This window comes from Stenotrophomonas genospecies 3 (assembly GCF_054473855.1).
In genome coordinates this window covers 68,925-86,416 of the sequence record NZ_JBTMUR010000014.1, presented here as the reverse complement: position 1 = coordinate 86,416, position 17,492 = coordinate 68,925, and the positions used below count along the sequence as shown (strand labels likewise).

Annotated in this window: 14 protein-coding genes; 7 read left to right on the top strand and 7 right to left on the bottom strand. The window is 67.3% G+C overall.

The features are described 5' to 3' along the window. Nucleotides 1-248 precede the first annotated feature (248 nt). Genes ACX9OT_RS17955 through ACX9OT_RS17940 form a run of 4 tightly spaced genes read right to left on the bottom strand, consistent with a single transcriptional unit; the run spans nucleotide 249 to nucleotide 3,738 of the window. Nucleotides 249-851: a response regulator transcription factor gene (locus ACX9OT_RS17955; protein WP_005407733.1), complete on the bottom strand. Its 603-nt coding sequence runs from the start codon at nucleotides 849-851 to the stop codon at nucleotides 249-251. After that, nucleotides 848-2,062: a sensor histidine kinase gene (locus ACX9OT_RS17950; protein ID WP_149909342.1), complete on the bottom strand. Its 1,215-nt coding sequence runs from the start codon at nucleotides 2,060-2,062 to the stop codon at nucleotides 848-850. Before ACX9OT_RS17950 ends, ACX9OT_RS17955 begins: the two co-directional genes overlap by 4 nt. A gap of 6 nt (nucleotides 2,063-2,068) precedes the next feature. Then, complete coding sequence (locus ACX9OT_RS17945; protein ID WP_149909341.1) at nucleotides 2,069-2,845, bottom strand: ABC transporter permease; 777 nt, start codon at nucleotides 2,843-2,845, stop codon at nucleotides 2,069-2,071. Continuing rightward, a complete protein-coding gene (locus ACX9OT_RS17940; protein WP_149909340.1) occupies nucleotides 2,842-3,738 on the bottom strand; it encodes an ABC transporter ATP-binding protein in 897 nt (298 codons plus the stop codon). The genes ACX9OT_RS17945 and ACX9OT_RS17940 overlap by 4 nt, the downstream gene beginning before the upstream one ends. 202 nt (nucleotides 3,739-3,940) lie before the next feature. On the opposite strand from ACX9OT_RS17940, the gene ACX9OT_RS17935 reads away from it, so the two are divergent. The 5 genes from ACX9OT_RS17935 (at nucleotide 3,941) to ACX9OT_RS17915 (ending at nucleotide 11,747) form a co-directional block, all read left to right on the top strand. Further along, nucleotides 3,941-5,194, top strand: coding sequence for an efflux RND transporter periplasmic adaptor subunit (locus ACX9OT_RS17935; RefSeq protein ID WP_134951786.1), 1,254 nt, complete (start codon nucleotides 3,941-3,943; stop codon nucleotides 5,192-5,194). Nucleotides 5,195-5,296: 102 nt separating this feature from the next. Continuing rightward, nucleotides 5,297-5,986, top strand: coding sequence for an ABC transporter ATP-binding protein (locus ACX9OT_RS17930; RefSeq protein WP_134951785.1), 690 nt, complete (start codon nucleotides 5,297-5,299; stop codon nucleotides 5,984-5,986). Between the two features lie 14 nt (nucleotides 5,987-6,000). Next, the gene (locus tag ACX9OT_RS17925; RefSeq protein WP_277779267.1) at nucleotides 6,001-7,158 is read left to right on the top strand and encodes an ABC transporter permease; all 1,158 of its coding nucleotides are present in this window, start codon (nucleotides 6,001-6,003) and stop codon (nucleotides 7,156-7,158) included. 13 nt (nucleotides 7,159-7,171) lie between these two features. Continuing rightward, nucleotides 7,172-8,494 (top strand): ABC transporter permease, encoded by a 1,323-nt coding sequence (locus tag ACX9OT_RS17920; protein WP_277779266.1) that lies wholly within the window; start codon nucleotides 7,172-7,174, stop codon nucleotides 8,492-8,494. A gap of 427 nt (nucleotides 8,495-8,921) precedes the next feature. Beyond that, complete coding sequence (locus ACX9OT_RS17915; RefSeq protein ID WP_134951782.1) at nucleotides 8,922-11,747, top strand: TonB-dependent receptor plug domain-containing protein; 2,826 nt, start codon at nucleotides 8,922-8,924, stop codon at nucleotides 11,745-11,747. Nucleotides 11,748-11,865: 118 nt separating this feature from the next. On the opposite strand, the gene rarD is transcribed toward ACX9OT_RS17915, so the two are convergent. Further along, the gene (gene rarD, locus ACX9OT_RS17910; RefSeq protein ID WP_032128173.1) at nucleotides 11,866-12,762 is read right to left on the bottom strand and encodes an EamA family transporter RarD; all 897 of its coding nucleotides are present in this window, start codon (nucleotides 12,760-12,762) and stop codon (nucleotides 11,866-11,868) included. Continuing rightward, on the bottom strand, nucleotides 12,759-13,664 hold the full coding sequence (gene yedA, locus ACX9OT_RS17905; RefSeq protein WP_049462312.1) for a drug/metabolite exporter YedA: 906 nt from the start codon (nucleotides 13,662-13,664) through the stop codon (nucleotides 12,759-12,761). Before yedA ends, rarD begins: the two co-directional genes overlap by 4 nt. Nucleotides 13,665-13,887: 223 nt before the next feature. Between yedA and ACX9OT_RS17900 the strand changes: the two genes are divergently transcribed. Further along, nucleotides 13,888-15,222, top strand: coding sequence for an MFS transporter (locus ACX9OT_RS17900; RefSeq protein WP_010486964.1), 1,335 nt, complete (start codon nucleotides 13,888-13,890; stop codon nucleotides 15,220-15,222). Between the two features lie 67 nt (nucleotides 15,223-15,289). Then, entirely contained in the window at nucleotides 15,290-15,586 is a 297-nt protein-coding gene (locus ACX9OT_RS17895; protein ID WP_100435675.1) for a hypothetical protein, read from the top strand. Between the two features lie 165 nt (nucleotides 15,587-15,751). On the opposite strand, the gene ACX9OT_RS17890 is transcribed toward ACX9OT_RS17895, so the two are convergent. After that, nucleotides 15,752-17,404 carry a M28 family metallopeptidase gene (locus tag ACX9OT_RS17890; protein ID WP_277779442.1) on the bottom strand — a complete coding sequence of 551 codons (1,653 nt, stop codon included), beginning with the start codon at nucleotides 17,402-17,404 and terminating at the stop codon, nucleotides 15,752-15,754. Nucleotides 17,405-17,492 lie beyond the last annotated feature (88 nt).

The window sequence follows — 17,492 nt, the reverse complement described above, 5'->3', positions numbered from 1 at the left end:
GAGCGAGCCGAGCATCGCAGGGGAATCAGGGGCGAAGAGGCGCCGGTGTCTGAGCGCAGCGAGTTCGGCGCCGTCCCCTGATTCCCCGAGAAGCGCAGGGCACCGGTGCGTAGCACCGGCTCGCGCTCTGGCGGCGTGTTTCTTTGGTTACTTTCTTTGCACGAGCAAAGAAAGTGACACCCCCTCCGCGGTCGCGGAAACAATCCGCCGGGCAGCGCCCGGCGCTACCAGCGCGGCGGCGCACGCCCCTACAACCACCCCTTCTGCCGCGCCAGCCGGTACGCCTCGATGCGATTGGCCACACCCAGCTTGCCGATGCACTCGGACAGGTAATTGCGCACCGTACCGTGCGACAACCCCAGCTGCTCGGCGATCTCGCTGGCGGTGCGGCCCTCGCCCGCCAGCCGCAGCACGCGGCGTTCGCGGTCGGTCAGCGGGTCGGCCTGCGACCACGCATCCAGTGCCAGCTGCGGGTCGATCGCGCGGATGCCCTGCTTCACCTTGCGCAGGGCATCGGCCAGGTTCTCGGCCGGTGCGTCCTTCAGCAGGTAGCCCAGCACGCCAGCTTCCAGCGCGCGGCGCAGGAAACCGGCGCGGGCGAAGGTGGTCACGATCACCACCTTGATCGGCAGTTCGTGGCGGGCGATGCGTTGCGCCAGCTCCAGCCCGCTCAGGCCCGGCATCTCGATGTCGGTCACGAGGATGTCCGGCTGCAGCTGCTGCAACATCCGCCAGGCGGCCTCGCCATCGGCAGCACTGCCCAGCACTTCGATGTCCGGCTCCAGGCCCAGCAGCGCCGACAGTGCGCCGCGCACCATGGCCTGGTCTTCGGCCAGCAGGATGCGGATCATGCGGCACCGTCCTGCGCCAACGACGTGGGCGACAGCGGCGTGGTCGCGGCCATCAACGGCACGCGTACCGTCAGCACGGTGCCCGCCCCGCGCGGCGACTGCAGCGTCAACTGGCCACCCAGTGCTGCGGCCCGCTCACGCATGCCACTCAACCCATTGCCCTCGGCCTGCACGCCGCCACGGCCGTCATCGCGTATCTGCATCGCCAACTGTCGTTCCTCAAGCATGAAATCCACCTGCACCCGGGTCGCCTGCGCATGGCGCACGATGTTGGTCGCCGCCTCGCGCAGCACCAACGCCAGCCCGCGCTCCACCTCCACCGGCATCGCAGGTGGCGCCGTGTACTGCAGATGTACCTGCTGGCATTCCAGCAGCAGACGCGCCGACGCCAGTTCCCCCGCCAGATCACTGGCGCGGATGCCGGTCACTGCACTGCGCACCTGTGCCAGCGCTTCGCGTGCAATGTCCTCGGCCTCGCCGATCTCCTGCCGTGCACGCGCGTCATCGCGATCGTAAAGCTTGCGTGCCAGCTCCAGCTTCAGCGTGATCAGCGACAGCGTGTGCCCCAGCAGGTCGTGCAGGTCGCGGCCGATACGCTCGCGCTCGGCGGTGGTGGCCAGTCGCCGCACCTCGTCCTGCGACAGCTGCAGGGCAACGTCGCGCTGCTGGCTCAGGGCCTCCACGTTCACCACCAGCCCGACGATGAACGACACCGCCGGCATCCACACCATGGCCTGCCACGGATAGCCGAAGTACAGCGCGGTGCCGCAGAACAGCAGGTTCAGCGCGGTCAGCTGCAGCAGGTACGCCCACCAGCTGCTGCGCCCGCTCATGCGGATCATCACGCAGCCGAACACGAAGTAGCTCAGTCCCGAGGGGTACCAAGGCAGCAGTACCAGCGCCATCACGATCATGCCCAGCGCATAGCGCCACCCATGGTGCCGTGGCGACAGCATCACCCTGGCATAGAGCAGCAGGAACAGCGGGTAGCTGGCCAGGGTCAGCAGCAGCCAGCGCAGCGTGAAGCCATTGCCCAGCACCGGGGTGAGGAAGATCCATACCGACCACAGCAGGTGGATCGCTCCGCTCCAGGGCGACTTGCCACGTCGCAGCAGTTCGGCCACGGCCGAATCCGGCGCAGGGCGCAGCAGGGACGCAAGCCAGCTCGACGACACGGGAGAATCCAGGCGGGGACGATCGCTGCCGATCATGCCAGTTCAGCCGATCCGGCGCAGGCGACGGCGCGCCAGCAGCAGCGCCACCACCGTGACCGCCAGCAGCACCAGCAGGTGGCCGGCCACGCTGCCCACCGACGGCAGCCCGACCACCGGCAGCGCCAGCTGCGCCAGATGCCAGGTCGGCCACAGTGGGGCCATCGTCGAGAACAGCGTGGGCAGCACAGACAGCGGCAGCCACAGGCCCGACAACAGGGCCAGCGGCAGGTAGACCAGATTGACCATCGCCGGTGCCGCGCTGGCACTGACATGGCTGCCGATCAGCAGGCCAATCGCCCCCAGCGGCAGCGCCGCCAGGCCCGCCACCGCCAGCAGCTGCACCATCTGAAACGCCTGCAGCTGCACGCCACCGAGCACGCGCGCGACGCCGATCAGCAGCAACGCCACCAGCAGCGCGAACATCACCGCCATCGCCAGCCGTGCCAGCAGCGGTGCCGCCGCCGGCATCGGCAGCGCGCGCTTGAGAGTCAGCAGGCCGCCTTCACGATCCAGCGCCAACTGCACGCCGAAGCCGAACAGGGCCGGGGCCATCGCGCCGAACACGCAGTAGGTGGCCAACAGGTACAACGGCGCATGACCGCGCCCCAGCAGCACGCCGAACAGCAGGTAGAACAGCACCGGGAACAGCAGCGAGGGCACCGCGAACGCCGGCGTGCGCCAGGCGCGGCGCAGTTCGGCCATCAGCTCGGCGCGGTACGGACGTAGTGCCTGTCGCCATGCAGGCAGCGACAATCCGGTGGTACGGACAAGGGTGTTCATGCGGCCTCCCGGGTCATGTCGAGGAAGGCGTCGGCCAGCGCCGCGCCCTGTACTTCCAGTTCGCGCAGCTGCGCATCGGCGGCCAGCAGGCGCGCCACCACAGGCTCGGCCGGGCTCGCCAGCAGCTGCAGGTGCTCGCCGTCGCGCTGCACCTCCTGCACGCCCGGCCACTGCTGCACGTCCGCAATGGGCAACCCGCTGCGGCAGCGGATGCGGCGCGGCCGATCGGCCAGGCGCAGCTCGCTCAGCGGCGCGTCGGCCAGTACCCGGCCCTGCTCCAGCACCACCACCTGCTGCGCCAGCGCTTCGGCTTCCTCCAGGTAATGGGTGGTCAGCAGCACACCACAGCCTTCGGCCACCAGCTGCCGGATCGCCTGCCACATCGCCTGCCGCGCCTGGATGTCCAGGCCGGTGGTGGGCTCGTCCAGGAACAGCACGCGCGGGCGGCCACACAGCGCGATGGCGAATTGCACGGCGCGCTGCTGGCCACCTGACAGCTGGCCGTAGCGGCGGCGCGCGAGCGCCTGCAGGCCCGCGCGCTGCAGCACCTCCTGCAACGGCATCGGGTCGGGATAGCAGGCGCTGGCCTGCGCCACCAGTTCGTCCACCTGCAGCATCGTCGGCAGGCTGGTGCTCTGCAGCATCACGCCCAGGCCGAGACGGCTGGTCCGCTGCTGCGGGTCGCCGCCGAGCAGTTCGACCTGCCCGCCATCGGCGCGGCGCAGGCCCAACAACACGCTGATCGCGGTACTCTTGCCGGCACCGTTGCGGCCCAGCAGCGCCAGCACCTGGCCAGCGCGGACCTGCAGGTCGATGCCATGCAGGGCGGTATGGTCGCGGTAACGCACCTGCACCTGCTGCAGGCGGGCCAGCGACGGGGCGATCGGATCCATGGGCGGTACCGGTAGCGGGGACGTTGCCATCCTGTGCCGCCGTGGTCACGTTTCGCAGTTGCCGCCGTCAGTGTCATCGGGTGACAGCTGTCACTGCCGTCATCGCTGTGCCTGCCTTCATGCTGTGCCGCACGCTCCACCGCCGGAACCGCCGCCGTCCGCCCTTCCGGTCACACCCGCCCGAACGCCTGTGATGGAACGAATGAACGCTTCTGCCGAGCTGTTGAAGGAACTCCGTATCGACCGCAAGTCCCCGCCGCCCGCCTCCGGAGGGAGTGGCAGTGGTGGTGGCCGCCGCTGGCTGTGGATCGCGATCATCGTGGTCGTGCTGCTGGTCGCCGCCGCCGTCACCTTCCTGTTCGGCCGTGCGCCGGCGGTGGAGGTGGAAACCGCACCTGCCGTGGCCATCCAGCAGGGCAGCGCCAGCAGTTCGGTGCTCGATGCCAGCGGCTACGTGGTCGCCCGGCGCATGGCCACGGTCTCGGCCAAGATCACCGGCAAGGTGCGCGAGGTGATGATCGAGGAAGGCATGCGCGTGGAGCAGGGCCAGATCATGGCCACGCTGGACCCGATCGATGCCGACGCGCAGCGCAGCCTGTATGCCTCGCAGCTGCAGGCCGCACGCAGCCAGGTGGCCGGTCTGGAGGCACAACAGAAGCAGGCCGCCGCCGAGGCCAGCCGCCTGCAGGCGCTGGTCGGCCAGCAGCTGGTGTCGCGCTCGCAGTACGACCAGGCCGTGGCCCAGCGCGACAGCCTGCGTGCACAGCTGGACACCGCACAGCGCAACGTCAAGGTCGCCAACGACCAGCTGGCCATCGCCGACCTGGGCGTGGACAACAACATCGTGCGCGCGCCGTTCTCCGGCGTGGTCACCGCCAAGGCTGCGCAGCCCGGCGAAATCGTTTCGCCGCTGTCGGCCGGCGGCGGCTTCACCCGCACCGGCATCGGCACCATCGTCGACATGGACTCGCTGGAGATCGAAGTCGAGGTCGGCGAAGCCTTCATCGGCCGCGTGCAGCCGAAGATGCCGGTGGAAGCCACGCTCAATGCCTACCCGGAATGGAAGATTCCCGGCGAGGTGATCGCCATCATCCCCACCGCCGACCGCGGCAAGGCCACGGTGAAGGTGCGCGTGGCGCTGAAGGTGAAGGACCCGCGCATCGTTCCGGAGATGGGCGTGCGGGTCAGCTTCCTGGAACAGGCGCAGCCGCAGGCGGCCGCCAAGCCGCAGGGCGTGCGCGTGCCGGCGGGCGCCGTGGTGCAGCGCGAGAGCGCCTCGGTGGCCTTCGTGCTGGGTGATGAGAACCGCGTACAGCAGCGCACGGTCGAGGCCGGCCAGGCGATGGGCAAGGACCGCCAGATCCTCAAGGGCGTGAGCGCGGGTGAATCGGTGGTGGTGAACCCGCCCGACACCCTGCGCGATGGCGCCAAGGTGCAACAGAAACAAGCGCAGTAACGGCCTGGCGCCTGCGGGCGCCGCCGGCAACACCGCTCGACGCATGCCTGCGGCCACCGCCGTGGTGCTTCCCCGTTTCCCGCCTTCCGTGGAGAACCACCCATGTCGACCCTGGTTTCATTGCGCAACATCACCAAGACCTACCAGCGCGGCCCCGAGAAGGTGCAGGTGCTGCACGGCATCGACCTGGACATCGCCAGCGGCGACTTCGTTGCGCTGATGGGCCCGTCCGGCTCGGGCAAGACCACCCTGCTCAACCTGATCGGTGGTCTGGACAACCCCAGCGGCGGCGAGATCAGCATCGAAGGCGAGCGCATCGACCAGATGAGTGGCGGCCAGCTGTCGACCTGGCGCAGCCACCACGTCGGCTTCGTGTTCCAGTTCTACAACCTGATGCCGATGCTGACCGCGCAGAAGAACGTGGAACTGCCACTGCTGCTGACCCATCTCAATGCGGCGCAGCGCAAGCGCAACGCCGAGATCGCGCTGACCCTGGTCGGCCTGGCCGACCGCCGCAGCCACCGCCCGAATGAACTGTCCGGCGGCCAGCAGCAGCGCGTGGCGATCGCCCGCGCGATCGTCTCCGACCCGACTTTCCTGATCTGCGACGAACCGACCGGCGACCTCGACCGCCAGTCTGCCGAGGAAATCCTCGGCCTGCTGCAGCAGCTCAACTGCGAGCACGGCAAGACCATCATCATGGTCACCCATGACCCGAAGGCCGCCGAGTACGCCACGCACACGGTGCACCTGGACAAGGGCGAGCTGGCCGACGCGCCGCTGGCCCACTGACGGAGGCCACGGCGATGAAATATTTCTCGTTGGTGTGGGCGCAGCTGTTCCGCAGCCGCACCCGTACATTGCTGACCCTGCTTTCGGTGGTGGCCGCGTTCCTGCTGTTCGGCATGCTCGATTCGGTACGCGTGGCGTTCAATTCCGGCGGCAGCGTGGAGGGCGCCAATCGGCTGGTGGTGGCCTCACGACTGTCGATCACCCAGTCTCTGCCGATCCGCCTGGAAACGCAGATCCGCCAGGTGGCCGGTGTGCGTGATGTGGCCTACGGCATGTGGTTCGGCGGCATCTACCAGGATCCGAAGAACTTCTTCCCGAACTTCTCGGTGTCACCCAACTACTTCGATGTCTACCGCGAGCTGCAGATCGACCCGGCGCAGCTGGAGGACTGGAAGCAGACCCGCACCGGTGCCATCGTCGGCGAGACCCTGGCCAAGCAGTTCGGCTGGAAGATCGGCGACACCATCCCGCTGCAGGCAACCATCTTCCCGCGTGGCGGCAGCAATGACTGGCCGTTGGAACTGAAGGGCATCTTCCGCTCGAAGGACCGCACACAAGCGGGCAACGAAGAACGCCAGTTGATGATGAACTGGAAGTACTTCGATGAATCCAACGACTACATCAAGAACCAGGTGAGCTGGTACACGGTGACGCTGGACAACCCGGACCAGTCCTCGCGGGTGGCGCAGGCCATCGATGCGATCTCGGCCAACTCCGACCACGAGACCAAGACCCAGACCGAATCGGCGTTCCAGCAGGCCTTCGTCAAGCAGTTCGCGGACATCGGCATGATCGTTACGTCGATCATGGGTGCGGTGTTCTTCACCCTGCTGCTGTTGACCGGCAACACCATGGCGCAGGCGGTGCGCGAGCGCGTGCCGGAGCTGGCCACGCTGAAGACGCTCGGCTTCAAGGACAGCACCGTGCTGACCCTGGTGATGGTGGAGTCGGTGCTGCTGATCGGCCTGGGCGGCCTGATCGGCATGGGCCTGGCCGCCCTGATCCTGCCGGCGATCGGGCCGAAGAGCATGGGCATGCTGCCGCCGCACGTGCCGACGCCGACCTGGCTGATGGGGCTGGGCCTGATCGTGGTGATCGGCATCATCGTCGGCCTGTTGCCGGCGCTGCGTGCCAAGCGCCTGAAGATCGTCGACGCATTGGCCGGCCGCTGAGGAGAACGCAGACATGTTCAAGAGCAAACTCGAGAAGTGGCTGGGCAACGGCGTGACGGTGCTGCTGCTGGTGATCGGCCTGGTGCTGTGGATCGGCCTGCCGTGGATCGGCGTGCTGGCCGTGGCCGTGCTGGTGGCCCTGTGGCTGCTGCTGACCCGCGGTGGGCGACTGGCACTGGCCGCCACCCGCATCGGCGTGGCCAGCCTGCCGCAGCGCTGGGGTGCGTCCTCGGTGATCGTGGTCGGCATCGCTGGCGTGGTCGGCGTGCTGGTGGCGATGCTGGCGATGGGCGAAGGCTTCCAGGCCACGCTCAACAACACCGGCGATGACACCACTGCCATCGTGCTGCGTGGCGGCTCGCAGGCCGAAACCAACTCGGTCATCACCCGCGAGCAGGTACCCACGCTGTCCACCCTGCCCGGCATCAGCCGCGATGCCGAAGGCCGGCCGTTGCTGTCACCGGAGCTGTCGCAGGTGGTCAACCTGGTATCGAAGTCCGATGGCACCGACGTCAACGCGCAGTTCCGTGGCGTCGGCCCGCAGGCGTGGGCGGTGCATGACAAGGTCAAGATCGTCGAAGGCCGCACGTTCGCCACCGGCCTGCGCGAGATCGTGGTCGGCCAGGGCGCCAAGGGCCAGTTCCTCGACATGGACGTGGGCCGGACGCTGACCCTGGGCAACCAGACCTGGACCGTGGTGGGTGTGTTCGCCACCGGCGACGCGCATGATTCGGAACTGTGGACCGACGCCGATACGCTGGCCACCACCTACCAGCGCAGTGCGTGGCAGTCGATCAGCGTGCGCACCGATGGCAAGGCCGGCTTCGAGCAGTTCAAGGCCGCCGTCGCCGCCGACCCGCGCCTGAAACTGGACGTGGAAACCACCCGCGTCTACTACAGCAAGCAGGGCGGCGGGCTGACCAAGCTGATCGACATCCTCGGCAAGGTGATCGGCACCATCATGGCGGTCGGTGCGGTGTTCGGCGCGCTCAACACCATGTACGCGGCGGTCGCCACGCGTGCGCGCGAGATCGCCACCATGCGCGCGATCGGCTTCCGCGGCCTGCCGGTGGTGACGGCGGTGATGCTGGAGACGATGCTGCTGGCACTGCTCGGCGGCCTGCTGGGGTGTGCGGTGGCATGGCTGCTGTTCAATGGCTACAGCGTGTCCACCATCGGCAGCAACTTCAGCGCAGTGGTGTTCAAGTTCCATGTGTCGCCGGAACTGCTGTGGACCGGCCTGAAATGGGCACTGGGCATCGGCCTGGTCGGCGGCCTGTTCCCGGCACTGCGCGCGGCACGTTTGCCCATCACCACGGCGTTGCGCGAAACCTGAGCATCACGCAGCGATACAACGCGCATTGCGCAGGGGACGGAGCGAACGCTCCGTCCCTTTTTCTTGCGCGTCATCCGCGCATGGCGTGGATCTACCCAGGGCGATGCAGCCAGGCCGGGTGATGAACCAGTACGTCCAGTAGATCCACGCCATGCGTGGATGGATGCCTGCGCACACGCACTGCTACAGATTGCGGGAAATCCGCCGCTATCGATGCCTCTGCCCATCGCCAACGCAACGCACGTGACGTTGCGCACATCACATCTGTGGATTGTTGGTTGCGATTCATTTTCGCGCACATCCGTGGCGCAGAGACAAACAGTTACGAATGGAAACAATCTAGAATCGCGCCCCCCACGTTGGTTTGCAGCACCCCACGCGCCCACAGAACGGGCGCATGTTTTTTCTGAAGCACGAGATTTCACGGATGTCCCTGAAAACCACTCCGCTGCGCAACGCGATCGTCATCGCGCTGGCCGCCAGCTGCACCACCCCCGCCTTCGCACAGAGCACCGGCGACGCCACCACCACTCTCGACCGCATCGAAATCACCGGCTCGCGCATCCGCCAGGCCAGTGTCGAGACCGCACAGCCGGTGATCGCGCTCAACCGCGCCGAGATCGAGAAGAAGGGCTACGTCAACGTCGCCGACATCCTGCAGGACATTCCCGCTGCTGGTTCGCCGAGCATGAGCCGCGCGTCTTCGCTGACCTCCTCGCGCGACTTCGGCGGCATGTACGTCAGCCTGCGCAACCTCGGCCCGGAACGCAGCCTGGTGCTGATCGACGGCCGCCGCATGGGCGTCAGCGCCGGCGGCTACTCCGACCTGGCCTCGATTCCGTCGGCCATCGTCGAGCGCGTGGAAGTGCTGACCGATGGCGCGTCCGCGCTGTACGGCTCGGACGCCATCGCCGGCGTGGTCAACATCATTACCCGCAAGAACTTCGACGGTGGCCAAGCCAGCGTCTATGTCGGCCAGTACGGCCAGGGTGACGGCCAGAAGCGTTCCTACAGCGCCACCTTCGGCAAGACCTTCGACCGCGGCTGGTTCAGCGTGGGTGCCGAGCGCACCAAGGAAGACGAAGTGCTGGGCAAGGATCGCGAGTTCAGCCGCTATCCCAACGGCCCGCGCCACCCGACCGACAACCTGAACGGCAACACCCCGTGGGGCTACGTCACCGTCGGTGGCAAGAACCTGACCGTGGGCCCGGGCGGCGATCCGAGCCAGAAGGGCAACTTCCACGCGCCGGATCCGGCCGATGGTGCCAACAGCAAGACCAACATGAGCCTGCTGACCGGCCTGGAGCGCACCTCGGTGTTCGCCAACGGCGGCTTCTCGATCACCGACGACCTGCGCATCGTCGCCGACGCGCTGTACAGCAAGCGCGAATCGACCAAGCAGCTAGCCGGCTACCCGTACTCGGTCAGCGCCGCCCAGGCGCGCAACGGCAGCCGTGCCGCGCTGTCCAAGGACAGCACGTTCAACCTGTGGGGCCAGGATGTGCTGTTCGCGCACCGCTCCGAGGAGCTGCCGCGCGGCACCGAGAACAATCTGGAGACCAAGCGCGCCAGCATCGGCCTGGAAGGCAGCTTCGAAACCGGTTCGCGGTACTGGGACTGGAACGTCAGCTACATGTACAACCGCAATGAAGGCGAGCGCATCGGTACCGGCAGCATGTACCAGCCGCACGTCAACCAGGCCGTCGGCCCGTCCTTCATGGATGGCAACGTGGCCCGCTGCGGCGCACCGGGTGCGGTGATCGCCGGCTGCGTGCCGTGGAACCCGGCTGCGCCGATGGGTTATACCGGCCCTGGCTCGCTGAGCAACCAGGACGTACAGGACTACCTGTTCGCCCGCTTCGTCGACAAGATGAAGAGCACCACCAAGGTGGCCAGCGCCAACATCTCCGGTTCGCTGTTCACCCTGCCGGCCGGCGACATCATGGGCGCGATGGGCTTCGAGCACCGCAGCGAAGAAGCCAGCTACACCCCGGACATGCGGGTGCAGAAGGGTGAGATTACCGGCACCACCGGCCAGCCCACCCGTGGCGACTACTCGCTCAACGAGGTCTACCTGGAGCTGCAGGTGCCACTGCTGGCCGATCTGCCGTTCGCGCGCGAACTGTCGCTGGACGTGGCCGGTCGCTACTCGGATTACAACAACTTCGGCTCGACCACCAACAGCAAGTTCGGCCTGAAGTGGAAGCCGATCGACAGCCTGCTGGTCCGCGCAACCTATGGCACCGGCTTCCGTGCGCCCACCGTGGATGACCTGTACGGCGGTACCGTCAGCACCCGCGATTCGTTCACCGATCCGTGCGATACCTCGTTCGGTACCGCGGCCACCAGCCCGACCGTTGCTGCCCGTTGCCAGGCGCTGAAGGTGCCGGCCAACTTCCGCCAGCTCAACAGCGATGGCACCGTTGCCACCAAGCCGGGCCAGCAGTCGACCGTCGACTTCAACTCGGGTTCCAACGCGGCGCTGAAGCCGGAAACCGCCAAGACCTGGACCGTTGGCCTGGTGTACAGCCCGGACTTCGTGGCCGGCCTGGATGTCAGCCTCGACTGGTGGAAGATCCGCATCAACAACGCCATCGTCTCCGAGACCACCAACAGCATTCTCGAGCAGTGCTATGTGCAGGGTTCGGACGCCGCCTGTGGCCGCTTCACCCGTGGCAGCAACGGCCAGGTCAACAGCCTGGACCGCTCGCTGGTCAATGCCGGTTTCCGCGAAACCGCCGGCTATGACATCAACGTGCGTTACCGCCTGCCGGAAACCACGTTCGGCCAGTTCGCCGTCAACTGGAACACCACCTACACCGACTACCTGAAGCAGCGCAACGACAACGCCGCGACCACGCCGGTGGAGCAGCGCACCAGCTGGGGCGGCGACTTCCGCGTCCGCTCGACCTTCAACCTGGATTGGCAGTACGGCGACCTCGGCATCGGCTGGACCGCGCGCTACTACTCCAGCATGAAGGAGAAGTGCTCGTACATGGACGAGTGCAACCTGCCGGGCTTCAGTTCGTCGTACACCAGTGCATCGCCGACCAACAAGGTGGGCTCCAACACCTTCCACGACCTGCAGGTGCGTTACAGCCTGCCGTGGGACGGCACCGTGTCGCTGGGCGTGAACAACGTCTTCGACCATCAGGGTCCGATCATGTACAGCCAGCCGAACAGCAGCTTCACCTACTACGGTGGCTTCGACATCGGCCGCTTCATGTACATGAAGTACCAGCAGCGCTTCTAAGCCTGCAACCGCGTTCCCGTCACAGCCAACTCTCTCCTGGCTGTGGATGGAAGCAGAGCGGCGCCCCTCGGGGCGCCGCTCTTTTTTGTGCACACGTGTCAGCCGAGCGGACGCGGCGCTAGCGCTTGGCGCGCATCGTGCGGATGTTGTCGCCGACAAACAGCACCAGGCCGGCCCAGATCGCGGCAAAGCCGATCGCCTTTGCGGTGTCGAACGCTTCGTGGAAGAAGAACACACCCAGCAGCAGCTGCAGGCTCGGCGCGATGTACTGCAGGATGCCGACCAGCGACAGCGGAATGCGCTTCACGCCGTAGGCGAAGCCGATCAGCGGCACAGCGGTGACTGCGCCGCCGAAGATCAGCAGCAGGTCGTTGCGCCAGCCCCAGCCATGGAAGAACGCGCCGCCATGGCCGTTCTCGGCCCAGATCGCGAAGGCCAGCGCCGGCAGGAACAGGTACATGCTTTCCACGCCCAGGCCGGCCACCGGGTCGACCGAAACCAGCTTGCGCAACAGGCCATACAGGCCGAACGAACAGGCCAGGCCCAGCGCGATCCACGGCGGTGTGCCGGCGTCGATGGTCAGCCAGGCCACGCCCACCGCCGCCATTGCCACCGCAACCCACTGCAGGCGGCGCAGGCGTTCCTTCAGCACCAGCACGCCCAGCAGCACGTTCACCAGCGGGTTGATGAAGTAGCCCAGGCTGGTCTCGATGACATGGCCGGCGTTGACCGCCCAGATGTACAGGCCCCAGTTGAAGGCGATGGTCAGGCTCGACACCAGCAGGATCGGCAGCGCGCGCGGCTGCGCGGCGATCTTCTGCCACCAACCCAGACGCGAGCTGATCAGCAGCCAGCCCAGCACCAGCACGGTGCTCCAGATGATGCGGTGGGCGATGATCTGGAACGAAGGCACCTCGTTGAGCAGGTGCCAGTACACCGGCACCAGGCCCCAGATCACGAAGGTGGACGCAGTGACCAGCAGGCCCCGGCGTTGTTCTTTCTCATCCATGCTCATTTCTTTCTCGTCCTTGCCATCGTCAGCACCACCACACCCAGAAGAATCACCACCATCGCCAACAGGTCGCGCCAGCCGAAGCGTTCACCGTTGAGCAGTGCGCCCAGCAGCACCGCGATCACCGGATTGACGTACGCGTAGCTGCCCGCCAGCGCGGGGCGCACGTTCTGCAGCAGCCACACGTAGGCGGTGAACGCGACGATGGAGCCGAACACGCACAGGTAGGCCATCGCCAGCAGGCCACCGGTATCGGGCAGCGTGGTCGGGCGCTCGCCCACCGCCAGGCCGATCAGCACCAGCAGCACGCCGCCGCAGAGCATCTGCCCGGCAGCGGTCATGAACGGGCCCGGCAGATCCAGCCCGCGTGCCCACACCGAACCGAAGGCCCAGCCGATCGGCGCGATCAGCAGCAGCACCAGCCCGGTCGGCGAGGCGGTCAGGCTGCTGCCGGCGTTGAGCCAGACCACGCCCAGGAAACCGATGGCGATGCCCAGCCACTCGCCACGGCTGGCGTGCTGGCCGCGCAGCGCCGAGAACAGCGCCATCCACAGCGGCACCGAGGCCACCGCCGTGGCGGCCAGGCCCGAGGACACCTCACGCTCGGCCAGCACCACCATGCCGTTGCCCAGCACCAGCATGGTCACGCCCATGATGACCAGGTTGCGCCACTGCCGCAGGGTCGGGTTCGGCAGCTTCCAGAACAGGCGCAGCGCAAGGAACATCAGGCCGCCGGCAATGATGAAGCGGCTGCCCGAGACCATCGTCAGCGGTAGTGCGCCGCCGTGCAGGGCCTTGGCGATGCCCAGGTAGGTCGAGCCCCAGACCACGTAGACCAGCAGCAGTGCCAGCGCGACAAGGCCACCCCGGGGGGCAGCCGCAGACGAAGAGGGGGGAGCCGACATGACACACCAGGGAGCCGGGGGAAGGCGGATTCTAGGACGTTTTGAGTATGGTCCGGGACCCCATACGGTGGCACGCTGTCATCCATCCATGCACCCTGCTCTGGTCTGCTACCCCGTGTTGACGGTCGATGCAGTACCAAGAGGGCTGCCCGGCCGCGCCGCCCCAAGGCCGGGCGCCGTTTTCCCTGCGCGCGGACGCGCCGCATCGAGGATTCCCACCCAGATGAGCACCACGTCCCAACCTGCTGTACCCGCGAACGACCGCGCCGCCCTGCGGCGGTCGATCTCCAACACCCTCAAAGGCTCCGCCGGCAACCTGGTGGAGTGGTACGACGTCTACGTGTACTCGGTGTTCGCCGTGTACTTCGAATCGCAGTTCTTCTCGCCCGACGACAAGAACTCCACGATGTACGTGTGGGCGATCTTCGCGGCGACCTTCCTGATGCGCCCGATCGGCGCCTGGTTCTTCGGTCGCTTCGCCGACCGCCATGGCCGCCGCCTGGCACTGACCGTGTCGGTCACGCTGATGGCGCTGTGTTCGTTCCTGATCGCCATCACCCCCACCGCCGCCAGCATCGGCATCTGGGCCGCGGTCATCCTGCTGTTCGCGCGCCTGCTGCAGGGCTTCGCCACCGGTGGCGAGTACGGTGCCAGCGCCACCTACATGTCCGAGGCCGCCATTCCCGGCCGCCGCGGCTTCCTGTCCTCCTTCCACTACGTCACCCTGGTCGGCGGCCATGTGCTGGCCCAGCTGACCCTGCTGCTGATGCTGACCTTCTGGGGCAAGCCGGAGATCTCCGAGTGGGGCTGGCGCATTGCCTTCGGCATCGGCGGCATCGCCGCGGTGGTGGTGTTCTGGCTGCGCCGGGGCATGGACGAATCGCTGTCGGAGTCGTCCATCGAGGCCGCGCGCGAGGGCAAGGCGCAGAAGTCCGGCTCGATGTACGAACTGTTCGTGCACCAGTGGCGGCCGCTGCTGCTGTGCTTCCTGATCACCGCTGGCGGCACCGTGGCCTTCTACACCTACTCGGTGAACGGCCCGAAGATGATCCAGAGCGCCTTCGCCGGCAACGATCCGATGACCGGCACCCTGATCAACCTGGGCGTGCTGGCGTTCCTGATGGTGCTGCAGCCGGTCGGTGGCTGGCTGTCGGACATCATCGGCCGCAAGACCCTGCTGGTGTTCTTCGGCGTCGGTGGCGTGCTGTACAGCTGGTACCTGATCACCCAGCTGCCGCACCAGCATGACGCCACCCTGGCGTTCCTGACCCTGGCCATGGCGTTCGTCATCCTCACCGGTTACACCTCCATCAACGCGGTGGTGAAGGCCGAGCTGTTCCCCACCCATGTGCGCGCACTGGGCGTGGGCCTCGGCTACGCGCTGGCCAACTCGCTGTTCGGCGGCACCGCCCCGCTGCTGTACCAGGGTGCGCTGAAGACCGGCCACGTCGACTGGTTCGCCATCTACGTGACCGCGACGATCGCGGTATCGTTGGTGGTCTATGTGTTCTTCCTCACCAACAAGGGCCCGAACTGGCTCGACGGCACCCGCAAGTAAGCGCGTTGCCCTGATCGCGGCCACCGGTGCAATGCCGGTGGCCGCTGCGTCTCCCGCCACGCCGTTGATGTGGATCGCGGCGACGCTGGCCGCAGCCACGGCATTGGCCTGGCTGCTGCGCCGCCCCAACGCACAGGCCGCGTGGCCGCGCATCGGATTCGGGATTGCCCTGCTGGTGTTCTGCGCCGCGCTGGCGCTGCAGCTGGCGGTGGACCTGGGCAGCGGCCACAGCTCGCTGCAACTGCGCCTGCATCGCGGCATCAATGCAGGGTCGCCGGTTGGACTGCGCACGATGGTGGCGTGCTATCTGGCAGCGCTCGCCGCCAGTGGCTGGGGCGCGTGGAAGCTGCTGCGCCGGCGCTGACGAATACCCGGGCGTGCCGGCCGCTGGCCGGCAACGCCACCTCTTTCGGTAGTGCCGGCCGCTGGCCGGCAACTCCACAGACTTTCGGTAGTGCCGGCCGCTGGCCGGCAACCTCATGAACCTCCGGAAAGAGCAGGGCGTTGCCGGCCAGCGGCCGGCACTACCTCAACGGCGGGCCGCTTCGCTCTTGTCGCGCGCGCCGCGGAATTCCGATTCCTTTTCCCACGTCGGCCAACGGCGGCTGTTGGCCAGCTCGGCGCCCAGGTCGTAGACCAGCAGGGTGTCGGCGGCGTGGCCACTCGGGTCCCAGCTCGGCGTCCACGCATCGCAGGCCTGGTGGTAGCAGTCAGCGAAGTACTTCTCGCGCAGCGCGCGGCCGGCTTCAACCCCACCGTCCAGCTTGTCCAGGCCCGGGCCGATGGTGATCGCCGGCACGCCCAGGCGGGCGAAGGCGAAATGGTCGGCGCGGTAGAAGAAGCCGGCTTCCAGGTTCGGGTCCGGACTGTAGCTGCGGCCACGGGCCTTGGCCACGCGCTCCAGATCGCCTTCCAACGACACCCGGCCCTTGCCCCACGAGGCAATGTCGCGGGTCGGGCCATCCGGGCTGAACATCTCGATGTTCAGCACCGCAGCGGTCTTGTCCAGCGGCGCCAGCGGGTGCGCAGCGTAGTAGCTGGCACCCAGCAGGCCCTTCTCTTCGGCGGTCAGTGCCACGAAGTACAGCGTGCGCTGCGGCTGTGGGCCGGCGGCGAACACCCGGCCCAGTTCCAGCACCGTGGCCACGCCGGTGGCATTGTCGATCGCACCACGGCGGATGCGGTCACCCTTGGCGTCGGGCTGGCCGATACCGAACGCATCCCAGTGCGCGGAGAAGATCACCGCCTCGTCGCCATGCTCGCCACCGGGCAGCTTGGCCACCACGTTGCGGGTCACCACCTGCTCGCGCTTCAGTGCGAAATCCACGCTCAGCTTGGCGTTGTCCAGCGCCACCGGGCGGAAGTCGGCGCGCATCGCCTTGCGCTTCTCGGTGTCGAAGTCGAGGCCGGCGTCGGCGAAGATCGCCTCGGCCAGCTCGCGCTGCATCCAGCCACGCAGCGGGGTGTGCTGCGCCATCGCCTCGGCCTGGCCGCGCTCGATGTCGAACAGTGGCGAAGTGCCCGAGCTCTTCACCGTGGCCCAGCCATACGCGGCCGGCGCGGTCTCGTGCACGATCAGCACGCCTTCGGCGCCACGGCGTGCGGCTTCCTCGAACTTGTAGGTCCAGCGGCCGTAATAGGTCACCGCCTTGCCGTCGAACGCACCCGGCGCATCGGCCTCGAAATCGGCGTCGTTGATCAATACCACGGCGATCTTGCCGTGCAGGTCCACGTCCTTGTAGTCATTCCAGTGGCGCTCCGGTGCGTCGATGCCGTAGCCGACGAACACCAGCGGCGCATCCTTGATCTGCACGCGCTTGCGCGGCTGCAGGCTCTGCAGGGTCACGTCCACGCCATTGGCCAGCGCACGCTTGCCCTGCTTCAGCGACAGGCTGGCCTTGGCCTCACCCTCCAGCTGCGCACGCACCAGCGGCACTGGCTGCACCCAGCTGCCGTCCACGCCGCCCGGCTGCAGGCCATAGCTGCGGAACTGCTCGATCAGGTACTGCACCGTGCGCTCTTCGCCCTCGGTGGCCGGTGCGCGGCCCTCGAACTCATCCGACGCCAGCACACGCACATGGCGCGACAGTGCCTGCGGATCGATGCCGCCACCCGGCAGGTCGTTGGCCGCATGGGCCAGGCCACCGACAAACAGGCAGGACGACAGCAGCAACACGCGCATCGGATTCACGGCAGTACCACGGCTAGCTTGGAAGTCACCAGAGTGTAACGTGGTCGTGACACCACGGCGCGGCTTGGGCCTGTGTCAT